We start from the raw sequence: 21,093 nt of genomic DNA on the forward strand, positions 1-21,093 counted from the left end.
ATTATCGTCACCACTTTTTGTCAGTATGATTTCTTTTTTTCCTTTTAACCAGAAAAACAACAATGATAAAAATCATCGCAATCACATTGGCGATCACAGAATAACTATTTTTTACTGCAGATTGATACCTATAATCAACTACATAATCAACAATCTGATAAATGGCAGACACAGTACTCACAATTGTCAGTATAAACAAAATCAGATTCATCGTGTCATTACTGTATTTTTCCTGCTTTTCTGCCTCTCTGCCAATAAGTTCTTTATTTATCTCAAAAATATTTTTCACCTGATTCTGATATCGTTCCATCCTGGATAAAAGAGCCTTTTCATTAAATGCATCTCGGATCATCTGTATTGACTTTTGAGAAGACGGATAATTTAACTGGACATTCCAGAACTCAACGGTTGCCAGATATTCGTTCGTATATTTTCTGTTTTTTTCCAGAAAGATCTCCGGTGCATCTTTATTCGCAAATGCCATCAGATCTACCAGATTCTTGTTAAATCTTGTCACAGCCGCTTCTTCAAACAGAATCAGCTCAATATAAAAAGCTGTCACCGAATTCCAGAACAACCGATATTGCTTACTTCCTCGATAAGATGGAAAAAATTGAATAAATGTATTTAAATTAACGCCTACATAAGCGATGTCATACTGTGCCATTCCATACGGCTCGCTGACGATTTTCACAATATCTTTGTCTATCAGCTGCCCAAATTCTTCTCCTTCTTCATACATCGTTTCTGACATCAGCAAAGATGCCAGCTGCTGATCATTTACAGCAGATTTTTCCATTGGAATCGTCACATAACTTTTTGGTGTTCCGCTAAGCCGGATACTCCATCGATTCAACATATATTCATACAAATTGCCCACGATATGATTTTCACTGTCAACAACCAGCAGCTGATTGCGGACAACATTATCCAACAGATGACTCAGCAAAAACGGACAGGATAAAGAAATGACATATAGTACACCAATATTGCTTTCCTTATCAACAGATACGATTATCTGTGTATATAGATCGGATCCTATCACCACATTCTCTTTGTCAAGGATATCCATGATCATTTCTTTTGTTATCCGGCATTGCACTGCATCAAGATAATATCGGTCAATTCTGTGCTTGAACCTGGCCATCATATCTTCTCCATCATGCCCGTAAGGCACACCGGTTTCACATTGAAGCCGGATATTTAAATCATTCAAATAAGCATTCATATCTGAATCATAGGCTGTTTTTCGATGCAGCAATCTACTGATATCTTCAATGACAACCGGATACATCAACACAACATCTGCGATCAGCTTCCACTCACCCTGACGATGCTGCAACATTTGTTCCAATGAAGGATTCCATATCGTATCCTGTACATGAGCCGTATCATCTATGGTGTACAGCACCAGCATTTTTGTCATCTTCTGGTTTTCCGTTTCCCATAAAAAGTACTCCAGGTGTTCCTTACAATTATAGATATTGATATATCTCTGATAGTTCAGCAACTGTTCATAGGTAATTTTCAGCACAGAAACATACGACTGCGAAAATTCTACTTTTTCAAATACAAACGGATGCAATTTATTTGCCTGATAATGTTCAACTGCAATCCGCACCGGTTTTATCCCATCTTCTGCAAATATTTTCCTGTAATCTGCATGCTCCGGTATTGCCAGGTATACAAACGGTTCCTCCTCTGTGGGATAAAAAATATTTTTCAAATCTATTTTTGATGTATAATGCCAGACTGTTATCTCGTCAAATATGTGCTTATACGGTGCATCCTCTTGCCTGATCATATTATGATCCTTATCATTACATATGATCAAATGATATTCCGGATATATATCTCGAATAGTCGTAATACATTCTTTCATGAAAACAGGATCTGCATCAGTGCCTGACACCTCCATGTCACAGATCCAGTAAATATCATTTCCGATTGTGCCGATTTTCTGTTTCGCGCTGGACGAAAGAAGTGCAAACTGAGCATCTATATAGGAACTACAACCCAACCGCATCGCTCTATGAAAATCAACCAGAAGTACAAATAATTGTGCGTTTCCATTTTGACTGTAAAAATACAGAAAACGTCCCTGCAATTTCTTTGTTATCTCATCAAATTCTTCCAGACATCTGTCCAGATTACTCACATGCAAAACAGAACATGCTGCTGAACTGCTCAGCTTATTCTTTATCTGTTCCAGCCGTTCACTTGTTCCTACTAATTCTTTACTGATCATTTACACATGTCCTCGTATCATATTTTATATTATATGCCTGGTACGCATTATACCTCAATACCTGCTCAATCTCTTTCTCATCAAATAATGATGCAATAAATTTTACATATTCATCGCATTTCACTGCCGGCCAGTCCGTTCCAAACAGAAATCGTTCCGGCTCTCCAATATATCGAATCCATGTTTTCAGATTTGAAATATACAATTCTTCCGTTTTCACAAAATGTTCCGTAACAAACAATCCCTCAAGTAATCCGGACAGGTCCGCATATACATTTCTATTATGCTCCATTACAGCCGCTGCTTCAGCCAGAAAAGGATTTCCAAAATGGCACATCACAATTCTCAGTTCCGGATAGTCAACAGCAATATCATCCAGATGAATCGGATGAGCATACTTCAATTTTCCAGATAACGCTGCCAACATTCCTGTGTGAACCGCCAGCGTTTTATTATATTTCAGCAACAATTCCAACACTTCTACATAGCATTCGTCATGGGGATACAACGGCACATAGCCAGGATATAACTTTACACCCACACATTTTTCCCTTTGTAAATGCTTTTCAATAGCTGGCAGTGCTTCTCTTATATCATCGGTGCATGCAATCTGATCCAGACCAACACAATAATAGAAGCCATCCGGCAAACTATCTCCCTGTTTCTCTATCTCGCCATTTCCCATCATAATTCCACCAGTCATTCCGTACCTGCCATATGTTTCCAGAAAATATTCTTTTGTATCCAGATCACCTATATTAGATGACAGCCGATCACTAAAAGCAGAATGATCAAACCAATGAAAATGTGCATCAAAATACTTTTTATACATAATTACCTTCAATTTCTTTTCTATATATTATACTTATCTTTCCAGTCAGATTTCATCAAAATCCTCAAACATAATCCGTATCCCCATAGATTCTGTTTCCACATGATAATGTCCCGCATACCATTCTGAAAAATCCAAACGGTCATAAATCGTCTGCAGCCACTCTTCCGTCCCTTTATCCACGGTAATCGGTTCCTTTCGAGCCTTGAAAGCCCAGGTTGGCTCCGCTTTGATTGGAACGGTATGAGATAAAATAATATCCATCTTCCAATCCGATTTTTCCAACTGCTGCTCCACAAATTCTTTAATCGTGTCATCCGGCTGCTCCGATGCGAACCACTGAAGCCCCTGACTGATGCGGTAATCTTTGTTTACCGTACCGGCTCCGCCAATCGGCATCACAGATTTTCCGTTAAAATCATAAATCTCCCCGTCTTTTGCAAATAAAATATTCGGATATTTTTCTTCTTTGTATACAAGACCGCCATGCCATGACACCAGCTTATAATCCGCTGGAGATTCCCATGGCCGACCTTCATGATTGCCGTGTATACAAAAAAATGTAATTGGGATCCTATTCACACGCTCTTTTAATTTTTCATCTTTCGGACTCAGCCAGTAATTGATGCCGGAATCCCCAAGAATGATCATGACGTCATCTGGTGTGGTGTGTTGATCCTGGCAAAAAGTTTCCACCCGGTCAAATTTTTTGTGTGTATCTCCCGTAATGTAAAAATGCAAAAACGCTTCCTCCCCTGTACCTTTGTTCTTTTAGTATCTGCATTTTCATGAATTATGTCAACAAAAAGAGGAACAATATCATTTATTTTTTGATATTGTTCCTCTTTTTGTTGTCAGACGTTAGAAATATATTGTACTGTTCATCTGTCACCTGATTTTTCCCAAAAACCGATACTGTTAAAATCCACCATTCTGATATGCCCTTGCAATTACATATGATGGTTCATAAAATGCACTACAATTATAATTGTCAATCACATCGCAAATCTCATTATTATACACCTTCATAATCCCATCTACATAATCTTCTTTAGAACCTATAGTATCTCTGATCAACCGCTGATATACAGCTCCCATATCAAGCGGTGACGGAATAATTGACGCTAACTCCTGATCAACAGCTGTTACATCATAATCTCCTGCTTTTAAATTGTAATCCTTTATCCAGTCTTCCTCTACCTTCAACGGATTTTCACAATGTAACACATTTGCACAACTAAGCAAATGATATAAGCCATCTCGTCCAATTGTATTGACAACATACTTATTTTTTTGCTTAATATGCCTAGCCACACGCTCTATCATATAACATACAAAATATAGATCATTCATTTCTATTTCTTCATCTGGGAAGTACTTATTTTTCATAATGTCTCGCTCCCTTCAAAAGTCAACGTTTTCAGTGCCGATTCTGTACAGAACACAATCTGATGCGTAGGATAATTAAACCTAACCAATCCCCAGAAAGCATCTCGTGGAATTTTACCATCAATAAACCCTTCTACAAAATTCCAAATCTGATCATCTGCCATAGGTCCCTCAACAATATCATAATCATGTTCAATACCTTGTCTGCAATCTACTACAAAATCAAGCCATGCATCTGTCATCTCATCAAATTTTAATACCTTCAACTCCGCGTTTGGCATATATTTATAACGATTAACCATAGATGCACCTCTTCTTGTCAGTGCCCATCGCTTCGCCTGTTTTTCATAGCTTGTGCAGTAAAAACCGTATCCAAAATCTTTATAAAAGCCGTTCTGGAGAATACGAGGAACCGATACTTCTACATTACTTCCATGATATATAATATTCTTCTCCATTTGCCTCCTCCTAATTTTACTTTAGAATTTCAACCGGTGAATTGCCTGTTTTCCACTCTTCTGTGCACCACGGGCATACTCAAATTTCGGATAGCCGAATCCCATGGCTGTTGCCACGAAATGATCTTCCGGAATACCAAGTTTCGCCCAGACATCCGGCATTAATTTCATAACATTCATCGGGAAACCAAGATACACGCAGCCAAGTCCCTTAGATTCACATAACAGTTCAAAGTAAGCCAGAGTAATTCCCACTTCTACTGCTGCCGAGCCAAATTTTTTCGGCATATGCGGAATAATAATATGCGGTGCAGAACAGAAATAAATGTCTCCGTTCATGGCCTGCGGACCGCGGGCTTCCATAATTCCGTAGGATTCCTCATCCCAGGAATACGGATAGCTTCCCTGTTTTTTCAGGTCTTTGACACCTTCACAGATCATCTTGCGCAGTTTGTCCAATTCTGTGCGGTCATCAATGACCGTGAATTCCATTTTCTGCTTATTTCCGCCAGTCGGTGTTGCCTCCAGTGCCGCAAGCAGTTCATTTAAAAGTTCCGGATCCACATTTTCGTCTTTGTAATGACGGCAGGAACGACGGCTGCAGACCAGACGCTCCAGATCTGTGGCAATCGCATCACTCGGTAACGGGAGACTGTTTTCCGGCTTTTTACCAAGCACACTGATGGCCCCGTTCGGACAGACGGTCAGGCAATGCTGACATCCCCAGCATCCGTACCAGTCCATACTTTTTACCGGTTTCAGACTTGGTTTTTTATGTTCATTCATCTCGATCAGCATAGACGGACAGGCGAGCTGGCATAAACCGCAGCCCACACATTTACTCTCGTCTACTTGAAATCTCGTATCAATTAAACTCATTAATTGGTTCCTCCTGATATTTTTATTTGTGTCACAACGTAAGGGTAAGCAGTGTGGTTTTCACACAGTCTGGGAAAAATGGACTCTGGCTATTTTTTCTCGACCAGCGATTGCTAGCGGGCGAGACAAAATCGCAGAGTCCTTTTTCATAACCTAACAAAAACCACACAATTACCCGAAAACTATATAATATAAAACCAGTTCTCATCCTGTTCTAAATTACTGATCTCCATGGTTGTTTTTCCACCTTGCTTAAACTGCAGTTCCTGCCCTTTGATGCTGACCGTCGTTCCCGCCGGAATGGATTTTGTGATAAACGCATTACCGCCGATAACAGAATCTCTGCCAATGACAGTCTCTCCGCCAAGGATGGAAGCACCGGAATAAATCGTCACATTATCCTCAATGGTAGGATGACGCTTTGCATTTTTCAGTTTCTGTCCGCCTCTGGTAGACAATGCACCTAAGGTAACACCCTGATATATTTTGACATTATCTCCGATGATCGTCGTCTCACCGACTACGATACCGGTACCATGGTCGATAAAGAAATGTTTTCCAATGGTTGCCCCCGGATGAATATCAATTCCGGTCACACTGTGCGCATATTCTGTCATAATACGCGGAATCAGCGGTACGGAACGGATAAACAGTTCATGTGCCAGACGGTTGATCGTGATGGCTAACAACCCCGGATAAGCCAGAATGATCTCACCATAGCTGTTTGCTGCCGGATCTCCTTCTAATGCTGCCTGCAGATCTCCCTCCAGATATTCACGGATCTTCGGAATCTGACGCAGGAAATCTACCGTGATCTCGTAGCTTTCTTTTTCAATCTGTTCCCGGCATTTTCCATCCAACTTCGGACAGAATTTTGAAACTTTTGCAACCTGTCTGCTGAGACGATACAATACATCCTCGATCAAAGTTGATAAATGATGGTTTGCATGATAGCTTTTGTATGCACGATCTCTGTAATATCCCGGATAAATAATCTTCAGTAATTTTTCAATAATATCAATAATAACTTCTTTATTTGGCTGATCATAAAAATCTTCCATCTTGTCAATGGTACGATCCAGTTCATAATCAGCAAGGATAGAATCCAGAATTTCTTCTGCTTCTTTTCCCTCTATATTTCTGCTCATATCTGACATACTATTCACCTTTTTCTTTCTCAATCAATTCATTATATTACATTGGAATTGATAATATCTTTCCACTTTTGGCATATTCTTATTTTATTTTTTAATGCACCCCTGAACATCCTATGACCGGAAATCTCCACGGTCACTGACCAGAGTAAATCCGACACTCTCCACTCTGCGTCCCAGGCATCCGCGGCATTCCGCTGCTTCCTCTCCGGTGCAGATCTTGTTATCATACAGATCATACTGTTTCCGGTTTTTCACCGGTGAGAGGTTTGGCATTACAACATTCGCTCCATGCTGCAATCCTTTTTCTCTTCCAAGCGGATCTGCCGTTCCAAGTGCCGTTGTCGCCGGAAGCAATACATGCGGCAGCATAATGCGGATTACGGACAGTAAAAATAGCGTCAATGGAACACTTCCGGACGGCTCCTTGGCAAACATGGTATCATGATGTGGAATAAACGGACCGATACCGACCATCTGGGGATCCAGTTCTTTTAAAAATACCAGATCATCCGCCAGCGTCTCTGCGGTCTGCTCCGGAGAACCTACCATAAATCCTGCTCCTACCTGATAACCAAGTGTCTTTAAATCGTATAAACACTGCTTACGTGCCTCCAGACGCATCTCTTCCGGATGTAGTTTCCGGTAATGTACATCATTGGCAGTCTCATGACGAAGCAGATAACGATCTGCGCCCGCTTCCCGGAAACGTTTATAACTCTCATAAGATTTTTCACCAATTGACAACGTAATGGCACAATCCGGATAACCTGCACGAATCTTCCGTACAATATCTACCATACGATCATCGTTGAAATACGGATCCTCGCCTCCCTGCAGGACAAAAGTACGAAATCCTAACTCGTAGCCATTCTCACAACAGGCTAAAATTTCCTCCTCTGTCAGCCGGTAACGTTTTGCATTCGGATTGCTTCTGCGTATTCCGCAGTAATAACAGTCGTTTTTACAATAATTGGTAAACTCGATCAGCCCTCTTGTATACACATCAGTACCATAAACCTCTTTTCGGATGCGGACAGCTTCTTCTGCCAGCAGCGCATCTACCTGTGGATCATCCGCCATTTTGATCAGTTCCGCAAACTCTTCCCAGGTTAAATTATGTTCCCTGATTAATTTCTGTGCTGCATTCATTTCTTACTTCCCCTTTTATATCCCTTTTTCACAGGTTACTCTCATTTATAATTGCTGAAACAATACTATATTTCTCATCCAGACGCTGCGTTAAAAATGTTCCGTTTTTAACTGTATCTTTTTGCGATCTCTGTCTCAATGATCGTCGCTCCGCCGACAACCACATCGCCATCATACAGAACCACCGCCTGGCCACAGGTAATGGCACGTTGCGGCTCATCAAATACCACACGGATCTTGTCCGGCTCCGGCTGTGTCACAGTTGCCCACTGTTCTTCATGGCGGTAGCGCACTTTCGCTTTCACGCGCATTTCCCCTTCAATATGATCCACGGAAATAAGATTCACATCATTTGCGATCAGTTCTCTGGAAAACAGATCTTCGTTTCTTCCCAGAATAACCTGATTTTTCACCGGATCCACGGCTACCACATACATAGACTCTTTTAATGCAAGACCGAGTCCTTTTCTCTGCCCGATCGTATAACGGATGATTCCTTTGTGACGTCCCAGCACATTCCCCTCCAGATCTACAAAATCTCCTTCCGGATAGGTCTTTCCACGATACTGTTCAATGAAATCCGAATATTTTCCGTTTACGACAAAACAGATATCCTGGCTGTCATGTTTTCTTGCATTGATAAAACCCTGTGTTTCCGCAATTTCTCTGGCCTCAGTCTTATGCATGCCGCCCAACGGGAACTGCACATGCGCCAACTGATCCTGGGTCAGAGAATATAACACATAACTCTGATCTTTGCTCAGATCTACGGATTTTTTTAATAAGTAACGTCCGGTTTCCTCATTGTATTCAATCTGTGCATAATGACCAGTCACCACATAATCGTAGGACAGCTCTTTTGCACGCTGAAACAGTTTTTCAAATTTCAGATAACGGTTGCAGTCAATGCATGGATTCGGTGTACATGCATTCTCGTAAGAACATACAAATTTCTCCATCACTTCTTCTTTGAAGCGATCTGAAAAATTAAATACATAATAAGGCATTTCCAGTGCCCGGGCCACACTTCTGGCATCTTCTACATCATCTAAAGAACAGCAGGTATGCTCTCTGCATACAACCACATCCTCATTCTGAAACAGCTTCATAGTAGCGCCGATACACTCATATCCTTTTTCTTTCATTAAAAAAGCGGCTACGCTGGAATCAACGCCGCCGCTCATTGCGATTATTGCTTTTTTATTCAAAGGCTACGTCTCCTTTTTATCATACTATTCAAGAATCTACGGATTATATCGCCTGTATCTTCCAGTCATGATATAACCCCATGTTATCCTAGTATTATAGTATTTTTTACTGATAAAAATCAAGTAGTAGCATATATTTCTTTAGATATAGTACATACTTTCGTCGTACTTTTCAAATTCCTGATATTCTTTCACCAGATCTGCCAGTGTCAGATTCATCAGAATCTGATCCAGCTGACGGTTCACCTCATCAATTACCCGTGTCTGAATGGCCGCTGCAATTCCTTTACAGTCACTCTCTTCTGCCGTATCTTCATCTGCAATGTGATAAGTTCCATCCAGGGCTTCCAGAATCTCAGCCACAGTAATTTTCTCTGCCGGATGATTCAGCAGATAGCCCCCCTGCGGACCTTTGATACTTTTGACAATACCTGCCCGGCGCAGTGCAGCAAATACCTGCTCCAGATACTGCGGAGAAATATCATTTCGTTCCGCGATGCTGTTTAATGCCACATGTCCATTTTGGGAATGTACGGATAAATCGATCAGAGAGGTTAGTCCATATCTGCTTTTTTTCGAAAACTTCATTTTTATAATACCTCCCATACTCCAATTTAATTCTACATCATTTAATTTAACAGGCGGATTGCAGTAATACAACCCGCCTGAATTTCTATATTTTTTTCATTTTTTACTGAATTGCTTTGAAAGCTTCATCCAGATCCTGAATGATATCGTCAATATTCTCTGTACCGATAGACAGACGAATTGTGTTTGGTTTGATTCCCTGATCAGCAAGTTCTTCCGGTGTGCACTGGCTGTGTGTAGTTGTTGCCGGATGGATCACCAGAGATTTTACATCTGCAACATTTGCAAGCAGGGAGAACAACTCCAGATTGTCGATGAAGTCTTTTGCTTTCTGCTCGTCACCTTTGATTTCAAATGTGAAGATAGAACCACCGCCATTCGGGAAATATTTTTTGTATAATGCCTGCTGGCTCGGATCCTCAGATACAGACGGATGATGTACACGCTCTACCTGTGGATGGTTGTTTAAGTACTGAACTACTTTCAGTGCGTTCTCTACGTGACGCTCTACACGTAAGGACAGTGTCTCAAGTCCCTGTAAGAACAGGAAAGAGTTGAACGGAGAAATGGTTGCTCCGGTATCACGCAGTAAGATTGCTCTGATTTTTGTAACGAAAGCTGCCGGTCCAACAGCTTTTGTGAAGCTGATACCGTGATAACTTGGGTTCGGATCTACTAAAGAAGCAAATTTTCCGGATGCTTCCCAGTCGAATTTACCACTGTCTACGATCACACCACCAATACTTGTTCCATGTCCGCCGATGAATTTTGTTGCGGAATGAACAACGATATCTGCGCCGTACTCAATTGGGCGAACCAGGTATGGGGTTGCAAATGTATTGTCGATTACCAGCGGAATCTTATGCTCATGAGCGATATTTGCCAGTGTCTCGATATCCACTACATCAGAGTTCGGGTTCCCAAGTGTCTCAATGTAAAGTGCTTTTGTATTGTCCTTGATTGCTGCTTTTACTTCGTCAATATTAAACGGATCTACAAATGTAGTCTCGATGCCGTACTGCGGAAGTGTGTGCTCCAGCAAGTTGAAGGAACCACCATAAATATTTTTTGCAGCTACGATATGATCTCCGGCCTGAGCAAGATTTTCAATGGTATAAGTAATCGCTGCCGCTCCGGAAGCTACTGCTAATGCTGCAACGCCGCCTTCCAGTGCTGCCATTCTCTGCTCAAATACGTCCTCTGTCGGGTTTGTCAGACGTCCGTAAATGTTACCTGCATCTGCAAGTCCGAAACGTGCCGCTGCATGATCGCAGTTGCGGAATACATAGGAAGATGTCTGATAAATCGGTACTGCTCTTGCATCTGTAACCGGATCCGGATTCTCCTGTCCTACGTGTAACTGTAATGTCTCAAATTTAAAATTTCTGTCTTTTCTTGCGATTTTCTCTGCCATTTCTCTCAACCTTTGCCTTTCATAATCTGTCCTGTTCAGGATCTGCTGTCTGCCATCCTGCTGTTGTCTTTGTTTCACAGATTCTGATAACAGTTCAAATTCACTTGAACGTATCAAATCACTCTAAAACATTCTTGCTCTCACAGTTTTTTCTATTCCTCTGTGAATAATGGTGTTGAATAATATCTGTCACCTGTATCCGGTAATAATGCTACAATTGTTTTTCCTGCAAATTCCGGACGTTTTGCCACCTGAATTGCTGCGGATAATGCTGCTCCGGAAGAAATTCCGACTAAAACGCCTTCTTTCTTTGCCAGAAGTTTTGCTTTTTCAAATGCATCATCATTTTCAATTGTAATAATCTCATCATATACCTGTGTATTTAATACGTCCGGTACAAAACCAGCGCCAATACCCTGAATTTTGTGAGCTCCGCTCTTACCTTCGGAAAGTACCGGAGATGTTGCAGGCTCTACTGCGATAATCTTGACATCCGGATTTTTGGATTTCAGATATTCGCCTGTACCTGTTAATGTTCCGCCTGTACCTACACCTGCGATAAATACATCTACATTTCCGTCTGTATCGTTCCAGATCTCCGGACCTGTGGTTGCTTTGTGTGCTGCCGGGTTTGCCGGATTTACAAACTGTCCCGGGATGTAGCTGTTTGGAATCTCTTTTGCGAGTTCATCTGCTTTTTCAATGGCTCCTTTCATTCCTTTGGAACCTTCTGTTAAAACAATCTCTGCGCCATAAGCTTTTAAGATGTTTCTTCTCTCAACACTCATGGTCTCCGGCATGGTAAGGATGATTCTGTATCCTTTTGCTGCTGCGATGGATGCAAGACCGATACCGGTATTTCCTGAAGTCGGCTCAATGATAACAGAACCTTCTTTTAATAATCCTTTTTCTTCAGCGTCCTCAATCATTGCTTTTGCAATTCTGTCCTTGACACTTCCTGCCGGATTGAAGTATTCTAATTTTACAAGGATTTTAGCGTTGAGCTCCTGATCTTTCTCTACATTTGTAACTTCAACCAGTGGTGTGTTACCGATTAAACCAAGTGTTCCTTTATAAATGTTAGCCATTGTTTCGTCCTCCTATAAATCATATCTGTTTTCTATGTTTTATTTGTTGAGTGTATTATATTCCCATTATTCCTATTTGTCAACTAGGTTTTGAAAGTTTTTTATATTTTTTCACAAAGAATACCGTAAAACCGCGTAAATACTGGGTATATGGCTGTTTCTATTTTTCAAAAATGACAAAAAAGGACCTTCTTCAGACGTTTTTCTGTCCAAAGAAGGTCTTTTTTGTTTCACCAACTTATCAGGTATGTTTTATATTTTATCTTATTTTTTAACTCGGATAGCTGCTACAGCGCAGTCATCTGCTGACTTTCTCCACTTTGGGCTCTGCAGAACTTATCTTCTCGATAAAGACATTATAGCAGAAACCGCACCACATAGCACCCCTGCGCAGACCCAGATGATCCAGGTCACATCCCATCGATTTGTCAAAAAGCTGACTGCCAGATAGATTGCGGTTACAGAACGCCAGTAAATTTTGGAAACCTGTTTTCTTCTGCCACTGCTCTGCTTATTTTTCACGCTGTAGTCCTCTTCCTCCAGCAAAATCTGGTAACTTCCTGTGATTGTTCCTGACCACACAAAGAAAAAAGTTGCAATTGCCACAAATATCAGCAGAACGGCAAGACTGTAGATATAATAAATATCCGGCATGGAAAATGCTGCCATCAGCATCATCGGCACCACACTGACAATGGAAAGAATCACACCGGTCACCGTGCATTTACGACTCAGCGGGGCAAATTCCTGTTTTTCTTCCAAAACCATCTTTCGAACTTCCTCTTCCGCTACGATATGCTGTGTTTCAAAAGAACAAAAGCGTTCCTGATGCGCACCCTTAATGATAAAAATTGCGACTGCCACAGCCACTATGCCCAGAAGGATCGCAACGCCCATTCCACCTGCCATATCCTCCGTGATCGGAAACACCTTATATTCTGCCATTCCGCCAAGCAATAAAAGCCATACCGGAGATAATATACACAGAAACGTTCCTAATGCGATCCACGGGGCTTTGTGTTTTGCCCATTCAAGATAATCCCTTGCCTCCTGCATAGAAACATGATGCGTTGGAATTTCTTCACTTCGTGTATCTTCTCCAAATTGCTGCTGCGTGCTATTTTGATTACTACAAAAATTTGTCATACCCGACGTATCCGTTTTCATCTGTTCATTCTGTAAATCTTCAAATGTTGTTTTTCTCTCGTTCAACTCCATTTCTTCTTTTAAAAGAGTGTCTGTGGATACACCAAAAATCTCACTCATCTTTAAGATTTTATCCAGATCTGGCACGGACGCTCCGCTCTCCCATTTCGATACAGACTGTCGTGATACAGAAAGCTGCTGCGCCAGTTCTTCCTGCGACCAGCCGCGTTGCTTTCTCAATGTCATAATTTTTTCTGCAAGTTTCATAACCCTTGATACCTTTCCTAGTAATAAATATAAGAAAGTGTGCTATCACACATTTGCGTGCTTGTAATTATCAATAGCACATCTTTCTTATTCGCGCCGAGCACGTTTAACCGAGCTTTCTAAGCGAGGGCTACTTCTTGAACTGTGTTCAAGAAGGGTAATTTCTTTTCGTGCGAGTGTGCATCGTTTGCATGGAGTAAAGCGGACATTCGCAATTCGCTTTCGCTATTTGCTCATGAACACAGTCATCTTGCAACCTGCGTTCATTATACGAAAAATCCCGATTGACAACCACCAATTACCCTTGAAAATCCGTCAACTGGCAGTTGCATCTTCCAGTTTTTTTAGTTTTCCTCTTTTTTCTCTATTCTATCGTAATCATCCAGGAAATGATGTTTCACACCATCTTTCTTGTATGCAATGACGGTGCTTAAGTTCACATTTTCCACGCTTTTGAAAATATTGGATTCCACAAACGGATTTGTCTCTTTCAACTGACGGATCAGATTTTTCACTTCCACACGCTTTGATGTGTTCTCGCCACCGCAGGTACTGCAGGTATCAGTAAACTTACATGCACACTGAATAAAGTGCAGGTCATTGCTGTCACGCCATTTTTTGATATCATCCTCACGAATCAGATACAGCGGACGGATCAGCTCCATGCCTTCAAAGTTTGTACTGTGTAGCTTTGGCATCATGGTCTGCATCTGAGCTCCGTAGAGCATACCCATCAGAATGGTCTCAATGACATCATCATAATGATGGCCTAGAGCAATCTTGTTGCAGCCAAGCTCTTTTGCTTTGCTGTATAGATGTCCGCGGCGCATTCTCGCACACAGATAGCACGGTGATTTTTCTATATTAAATACCGCATCAAAAATATCCGACTCGAAAATAGTGATCGGAATATTCATTCTCTTTGCGTTGGCCTCAATAATCTGTCTGTTTGCCGGGCTGTATCCCGGATCCATTACCAGAAACACCACTTCAAAGTTAAACTTATTATGGCGTTTCAACTCCTGGAAAAGTTTTGCCATCAGCATGGAATCTTTTCCCCCGGAGATACAGACTGCAATCTTGTCGCCCTCTTTTACCAGCTCGTACTCACGTACTGCACGGGTAAAACGACACCAGATGGTTTTCCGGAACTTTTTGCGGATACTCTGCTCGATTTCCACATACTCCGGAGTCTCTTCTTCCTTTTTGGCTTCTTCTTTCTGTTTCATGGATTCCATCAGCCAGGCTAAGTATCCACCATTCAGACTTTTTGCATCCACGCCGGCTTCCTGCAGTGCTTCCGCTGCCGGAACACTCATCTCACCTTTCTGGCAATAAATAACAACTGTCTTATTTTTATCAATTTCCTGTGATTCCGGCAGTTCCTCTGCACTCAGAGCCACACTGCCCGGGATCACACCATAAGAACGTGCACGCTCATCCCGGATATCAACTAACTGATAGCTGTTTTCCGGCATCGCAAACAGTTCCTGTACAGATAACTGTATTTCTCCCATATGATCTCCTTTCTACTGCGGTAATTCTGTCAGATCTTTTGTGATCTCACCTGCAATGATGAGTCCGACTACTGACGGCACAAATGCAAGACTTCCCGGGATCTGACGGCGCACGGTACATTTTCTTTCTGTTCCCGGCGGGCAGACACAGTTGTTTTTACAGCTGTTTTCGGAGTCTTCGATCGGAGTCATCGGTTTTTCTTTGGAATAAACAACCTTCAAGTGATCAATTCCGCGTTTTTTCAACTCACGACGCATCACTTTTGCTAATGGGCAGACCGAAGTTTCATAAATATCTGCCACTTCAAAAGCAGAGGCATCCATCTTGTTTCCTGCTCCCATGGAACTGATGATCGGCACACCTGCAGCTTTTGCCTGTTCCACAAGCATCAGTTTTCCGGTGACTGTATCGATTGCATCTACCACGTAATCATACTGGGAAAAATCAAACTGATCTGCAGTATCCGGCATATAAAATGTCTTATACGTGTTGACAACCGCCTTCGGGTTAATCTCCAGAATACGCTCTTTCGCTACATCTACTTTATATTTTCCAATTGTTTTTCTTGTTGCAAAAATCTGACGATTTAAGTTTGTCATACAGATCCGGTCATCATCAATCAGATCCAGTGTTCCAACGCCCACGCGAGCCAGTGCTTCCACAGTGTATCCGCCGACGCCGCCAATACCGAATACGGCCACTCTGGCGTTGAACAGGCGCTGCATGTTGTCTTCTCCGAGAAGCAGTTCCGTTCTGGAAAACTGGTTCAACACAGCCGGGCGCGGCTTATGCGCACATTCTGTATGCAAAGAAGTATTTTCTTCCATAAATATTTATCCTCCATCGTACTTTTGATATTATTCGAACATTTCAGAATCCATATATTTCTGTAAGATTCTTTATTGTTTACTATTTTACTATGAATTAATTGCCTGTGATAGTATAGCGGATTTTCACACAAAAAACAATTACTTCTCGGAAAATAAACAATTTTCGTAACGATTCAGAGCTAGAAAGTTTTCCAGAAAAATGCGAATTATGTTTGCAAAATTCAAGTCGAACGCACGTGAGACTTGGTGCGTGATTCTGGTCAGCGAAAGCTGACATATTCTTTTCAGAATCACCGCACATCCTCGCGGAGCGTTTATCTCAGTCGGAGATTGTACTCCCACTGAGAAAGACTTGTTATTACTCACCACTTGCAGAAGTGGGAGTCTTCTCGACTGAGATAAATAGTTTTCCAGTGAGAAACCAACATATACAAAAGAGAAGTCCGTAGAATCTTTTTTCAAAATTCCACGGACTTCTTATACTTACTTAAACACAATCGCTTGTTCAACACGACATGCTTTTATTTATTCATTTTTTCCTGCTCATCCAACAGATTTTCCATGCTCTTCAATCCAATATACAAAGTAGACGTATTATGTAGCAAAGAAGATGTGGTTGGCTGAATGATTCCGCCAACGCCAAGTGCGATCAGTCCTGCATTAAATCCAACAATAAAACGATAATTACGATGAATACGCTGCATCAGCCTGTTGCTGATTTTCTTCAATGTCACAATCTCATGCAGATTATCCGCTGCGATGGTAATGTCTGCAATCTCACGGGCAATGGCTGCACCATCACTGATGGCCACACCTGCATCTGCGGCAGACAGAGCCGGTGAATCGTTGATTCCGTCACCGATCATAATAACTTTATGACCAAGTGCTTTCTCCTGCTCTACAAAATTTGCCTTATCTTCCGGCAGAACTTCAGAATAATACTCATCCACGCCGACTTTATGTGCGATTGCTGCAGCCGTACGTTCACTGTCTCCCGTCATCATGACAATTTTTTGGATACCATTATCACGCAGATCCCGGATTACATCCGCTGCTTCCTCACGTACCGGATCCTCAATACAGATAACAGCTGCAAGCTGCTGATCAATAGCCATGTACAGACAGGAGCACTCCTCCGGCAGGTTGTTAAATATCACTTCTTTGCCTTCCGGAATCACACATTGCTCATCTTCAAATACAAAATGATAACTTCCGATCACCACACGTTTTTCTTCCATAAAAGAAGATATACCATGTGCTACGATATATTCCACCTTGGAATGCATTTCCTCATGCTCCAGCTTTTTCTGTTTTGCTGCTGTCACAACAGCTTTTGCCATGGAATGTGGAAAATGTTCTTCCAGGCAGGCTGCGATACGAAGCAGTTCTTCCGGCTCGGAATCGTTGAATGGAATAACATCAATCACTGTCGGTTTTGCTTTTGTCAGTGTACCGGTCTTATCAAATACAATGGTGGTTGCTTCTGAAACTGCTTCCAGATATTTTCCACCTTTGACGGTAATGTCACACTGCTGTGCTTCGCGGATTGCGGAAAGCACAGAAATCGGCATTGCCAGCTTCAGTGCACAGGAGAAATCTACCATCAGGATAGACAGTGCTTTTGTGACATTTCTGGTAAGCAGCCAGGTCAACAAGGTACCACCCAGGGTATATGGAACCAGCTTGTCTGCCAGATGCTCTGCTTTTCCTTCCAGATTCGATTTCAGTTTTTCGGAATCCTCAATCATGGTAACGATCTTCTCATATTTTGTAGCACTTCCGGTTGCTTTTACACAGATGGTAAGCTCGCCCTCTTCCAATACAGTACCTGCATAAACATAAGAATCTATGTTTTTTGCAACCGGTACAGATTCTCCGGTCAGAGAAGCCTGATTTACGGTAGCATCGCCCGTCGTTACCACACCATCAAAAGGAATAATGTTTCCGGCATGAACAATGATCTCATCGTCTTTTTCAATGGTTGACGCAGATACCAGAATTTCCTGATCTCCAACTTTCTGCCATACTTTTTCTACGTTCAGAGACATGCTGCGTGCCAGATCGCCGACGGATTTTTTATGCGTCCACTCCTCGAGCAGTTCGCCGATGCCAAGCAGGAACATGACAGAACCTGCCGTTCCCATATCCTGACGAAGCAATGATACCGCAATCCCCGTTGCATCCAGAACCGCCACATCCAGTCGACGGTGACGCAGACTCTGCAGGCCCTTCCATATATAACGGATGCCATTCACAATGGTGATCACATTTCGAATCGGTGCCGGCAGGATCAGCTTTTTCCCATAATGCCATACAACCTTACAAATTAATTTTTCTTTATATTCTGAGTTTAACTCACGTCCCGTGCTCTCCAGATAACCTTCCGGTACTTCCACCATCTGATATTTGAAGGTACACAATAAATGAATCATCGCAGCCCGGTCTCCGTTATAACTGATCACAACGTCCGCTGTCTGTTCGTATACTTTTGCGTCTACTACAAGATCAGACTGCTGCAGATAATACTGCAGGACGTCAGCCTGCTCATATGTCATGCGCTGCTGCGCCATATGAACCCGAAGACGTCCTTTTATCTCATGCTTGATCACAAATTTCATTATTATTCTGCCTGTGCTTCCTCAGTCTGAGTTTCTTCTGCCTCAGCTACTTCTTCATCCTCTACATATGCTTCCGCAGCGGCACGGTCAGCATTGATCTGTTTTGCCTCAGCAAGAATATCTCCTGCATTTTCCTGAACAGTTGTTGCTGTTTTTACTACGGTATCTTTGGCACGCAATACAGCAGCAGTGCAACCTGTATAAACTTTCTTAGCATCTTTGCTTGTAAGGATTTTGATACCTGCTGTTCCAAAAGCAAGACCTGCTACAAAAAGACCAACTTTTCCTGCATTAAATTTTTTGAACATAATATTTTTCCTCCATTTGCGTGTTTTAATGTTTATCCTCTATTATAGCATCGCAATTGGATATTTCAATTTTTTTCACCTTATTGATATTTCTTATCATTAACCACCTGTTACTTTCCGTTATTTATTTTTCCACCTGATAAAAACGTGCACTGTATGCCGGTAACAACATCGAAATCTGTCCCTTTTTCACTGTCAGATCTTCCTGATACTCCGGGTGTCCCTTTTTCATTTCTGTATCATCACTGCTATAAATCAGTTTTAGTTTTTTTGCATCGGAAATCTTCATAGTATATTCCTGCTCCCCGGTATTTCCAAAATGGAACACTGCAACAATCCGTTCCTTTTTGCTCTTCCGTTCAAAGGCATAGATGCATTTTTCTTCCTGATGGCAGTCGATCCATCGGAACCCATCCTGTGCATAATCAGCTTCCCACAACGCCGGATGTGCTTCATACACGTTATTCAGTTCCATCATAAAATGATGAAATTCTCTGTGCTTCGGAAATTTAAGAATCTCCCAGTCCTGCTGGCGTTTTTCATCCCATTCACGGAACTGTGCAATTTCATTTCCCATAAAATTCAGCTTTTTGCCAGGATGTGCATACATATACATGTACATTGCCCGGGCCTGTGGAAATTTTTCTTCATAGTCACCACTCATTTTCTGAATAATGGTCGCCTTGCCATGTACCACCTCATCATGAGACAGTGGCAATATATACGCTTCATTATAATAATACATCATGGAAAACGTAAGTTTATGATAATTTGCGGAACGATACTCCGGTGCTGTCCGGAAATAATTCAGTGTATCATTCATCCATCCCATATCCCACTTATAGTCAAATCCGAGTCCGCCGTCACGCACCGTTTTTGTCACTCCCGGATAAGAAGAAGAATCCTCTGCCACCAGCATCGCCGTTGGAAAACGGTCTTTCAGTCCCTGATTCATATTCTGGATAAAAGAAACAGCCAGATTATTCACACCTCTCGCTTCATTTCCCTGCCAGTAAATCAGATTGCTCACCGCATCCATCCGCAGACCGTCAAAATGATATTCTGCCAGCCAGTATGCTGCGGCAGACTGCAAGAAGCTTCGCACTTCTCCTCTTGAATGCATGAAATTGCAGCTTCCCCACTCGCTGTAACCGACATCCTGATTCGGATATTCGTATAATGCAGAACCATCGTAATTCCACAATGCATAAGCATCCACTGCAAAATGAACCGGTACAAAATCCATGAGCACACCGATTTTGTGTTTGTGGCAGGCATTGACAAAATACCTCAGGTCATCCGGTGTTCCGTAGCGGGATGTCGGTGCAAAAAAGCCGGTATTCTGATACCCCCAGGATTCATCGCAGGGATGCTCACTCAATGGCATCAGTTCTACATAATTGTATCCGTTTTCATTCAGATACGGAATCAGCAGATCTGCCATCTCCCGATAAGTATACCATCCTTCCGGATCATCATTCGTTTTTTTTCTCCAGGAACCGAAATGTACCTCATAAATATTCAAAGGTGCCTGCCGATGAATGGAACGTTTTTTCATCCATTCACCATCTGTAAAATGATAGTTCGTTGTATCATAGATAATGGATGCACTGTTCGGACGTAACTCCGCATAAAATCCATATGGATCACAGTGATCGATGCAGCTTCCGTCCGCTCCGTAGATCTTATATTTATACATCATTCCTTTTTGTGCATTTTCCGCATAACACTCCCAGAAGTTACCATCATGTACCTTCTGCATCGGCGTCTCCTGCCAGTCATTGAACTCACCAATCAGTGATATACGCTGTGCATTCGGTGCAAATGTCCGGAAAACTGTTCCTTTCTCACAGGCATGTGCCCCCAGAAAACGATATGCTTCAAATTCTTTTCCCGTATAAAATCCATAAAAATCCATATGCTCGCTCCCCCTTAAATCGTGGTAATCTTTTTACGATAAAATTTTCATCTCAGTCTGAGTTGAGACTCCCACTTC

At 41.9% G+C, this 21,093-nt stretch carries 18 protein-coding genes; all 18 read right to left on the minus strand.

All coding sequences use genetic code 11. From position 1 onward, the window contains the following. Positions 1-7: 7 nt before the first annotated feature. A complete protein-coding gene (locus HMPREF0373_RS07935) occupies positions 8-2,248 on the minus strand; it encodes an NHL repeat-containing protein (protein ID WP_021739164.1) in 2,241 nt (746 codons plus the stop codon). After that, positions 2,238-3,080 (minus strand): amidohydrolase family protein, encoded by an 843-nt coding sequence (locus HMPREF0373_RS07940; RefSeq protein ID WP_021739165.1) that lies wholly within the window; start codon positions 3,078-3,080, stop codon positions 2,238-2,240. The genes HMPREF0373_RS07935 and HMPREF0373_RS07940 overlap by 11 nt, the downstream gene beginning before the upstream one ends. Before the next feature lie 45 nt (positions 3,081-3,125). Then, positions 3,126-3,821, minus strand: coding sequence for a metallophosphoesterase (locus HMPREF0373_RS07945; protein WP_021739166.1), 696 nt, complete (start codon positions 3,819-3,821; stop codon positions 3,126-3,128). A gap of 177 nt (positions 3,822-3,998) precedes the next feature. Next, positions 3,999-4,469 carry a hypothetical protein gene (locus tag HMPREF0373_RS07950; protein ID WP_021739167.1) on the minus strand — a complete coding sequence of 157 codons (471 nt, stop codon included), beginning with the start codon at positions 4,467-4,469 and terminating at the stop codon, positions 3,999-4,001. Then, positions 4,466-4,927 carry a DUF3990 domain-containing protein gene (locus HMPREF0373_RS07955; protein ID WP_021739168.1) on the minus strand — a complete coding sequence of 154 codons (462 nt, stop codon included), beginning with the start codon at positions 4,925-4,927 and terminating at the stop codon, positions 4,466-4,468. Before HMPREF0373_RS07955 ends, HMPREF0373_RS07950 begins: the two co-directional genes overlap by 4 nt. A gap of 21 nt (positions 4,928-4,948) precedes the next feature. Continuing rightward, positions 4,949-5,806, minus strand: coding sequence for a nitroreductase family protein (locus HMPREF0373_RS07960; protein WP_022036031.1), 858 nt, complete (start codon positions 5,804-5,806; stop codon positions 4,949-4,951). Between the two features lie 182 nt (positions 5,807-5,988). After that, the gene (gene epsC / locus HMPREF0373_RS07965; protein WP_081695244.1) at positions 5,989-6,954 is read right to left on the minus strand and encodes a serine O-acetyltransferase EpsC; all 966 of its coding nucleotides are present in this window, start codon (positions 6,952-6,954) and stop codon (positions 5,989-5,991) included. Positions 6,955-7,074: 120 nt separating this feature from the next. After that, positions 7,075-8,112, minus strand: a complete 1,038-nt coding sequence (hydE, locus tag HMPREF0373_RS07970) for a [FeFe] hydrogenase H-cluster radical SAM maturase HydE (RefSeq protein ID WP_021739171.1) — start codon at positions 8,110-8,112, stop codon at positions 7,075-7,077. 107 nt (positions 8,113-8,219) lie between these two features. Further along, positions 8,220-9,320: a tRNA 2-thiouridine(34) synthase MnmA gene (gene mnmA, locus HMPREF0373_RS07975; protein WP_044963461.1), complete on the minus strand. Its 1,101-nt coding sequence runs from the start codon at positions 9,318-9,320 to the stop codon at positions 8,220-8,222. A gap of 141 nt (positions 9,321-9,461) precedes the next feature. Next, complete coding sequence (locus HMPREF0373_RS07980) at positions 9,462-9,908, minus strand: RrF2 family transcriptional regulator (RefSeq protein WP_044963462.1); 447 nt, start codon at positions 9,906-9,908, stop codon at positions 9,462-9,464. Positions 9,909-10,011: 103 nt separating this feature from the next. Next, complete coding sequence (locus HMPREF0373_RS07985) at positions 10,012-11,322, minus strand: O-acetylhomoserine aminocarboxypropyltransferase/cysteine synthase family protein (RefSeq protein WP_022036036.1); 1,311 nt, start codon at positions 11,320-11,322, stop codon at positions 10,012-10,014. Positions 11,323-11,474: 152 nt separating this feature from the next. Next, positions 11,475-12,410, minus strand: coding sequence for a cysteine synthase A (cysK, locus tag HMPREF0373_RS07990; protein ID WP_021739175.1), 936 nt, complete (start codon positions 12,408-12,410; stop codon positions 11,475-11,477). A 336-nt stretch (positions 12,411-12,746) separates the two neighbouring features. After that, complete coding sequence (locus HMPREF0373_RS07995; protein WP_021739176.1) at positions 12,747-13,823, minus strand: helix-turn-helix domain-containing protein; 1,077 nt, start codon at positions 13,821-13,823, stop codon at positions 12,747-12,749. A 344-nt stretch (positions 13,824-14,167) separates the two neighbouring features. Beyond that, positions 14,168-15,340: an ATP-binding protein gene (locus HMPREF0373_RS08000; protein ID WP_021739177.1), complete on the minus strand. Its 1,173-nt coding sequence runs from the start codon at positions 15,338-15,340 to the stop codon at positions 14,168-14,170. 12 nt (positions 15,341-15,352) lie between these two features. Further along, positions 15,353-16,114: a tRNA threonylcarbamoyladenosine dehydratase gene (locus tag HMPREF0373_RS08005; RefSeq protein ID WP_044963491.1), complete on the minus strand. Its 762-nt coding sequence runs from the start codon at positions 16,112-16,114 to the stop codon at positions 15,353-15,355. Positions 16,115-16,692: 578 nt separating this feature from the next. Then, positions 16,693-18,789 (minus strand): heavy metal translocating P-type ATPase, encoded by a 2,097-nt coding sequence (locus HMPREF0373_RS08010; protein WP_021739180.1) that lies wholly within the window; start codon positions 18,787-18,789, stop codon positions 16,693-16,695. A gap of 2 nt (positions 18,790-18,791) precedes the next feature. Next, the gene (locus tag HMPREF0373_RS08015) at positions 18,792-19,097 is read right to left on the minus strand and encodes a DUF6110 family protein (RefSeq protein WP_021739181.1); all 306 of its coding nucleotides are present in this window, start codon (positions 19,095-19,097) and stop codon (positions 18,792-18,794) included. Between the two features lie 124 nt (positions 19,098-19,221). Then, positions 19,222-21,015: a 1,4-alpha-glucan branching protein GlgB gene (gene glgB, locus HMPREF0373_RS08020; RefSeq protein ID WP_021739182.1), complete on the minus strand. Its 1,794-nt coding sequence runs from the start codon at positions 21,013-21,015 to the stop codon at positions 19,222-19,224. Between the last annotated feature and the right edge of the window lie 78 nt (positions 21,016-21,093).

It is taken from the genome of Eubacterium ramulus ATCC 29099, assembly GCF_000469345.1.
Classification (GTDB): Bacteria; Bacillota; Clostridia; order Lachnospirales; family Lachnospiraceae; genus Eubacterium_I; species Eubacterium_I ramulus.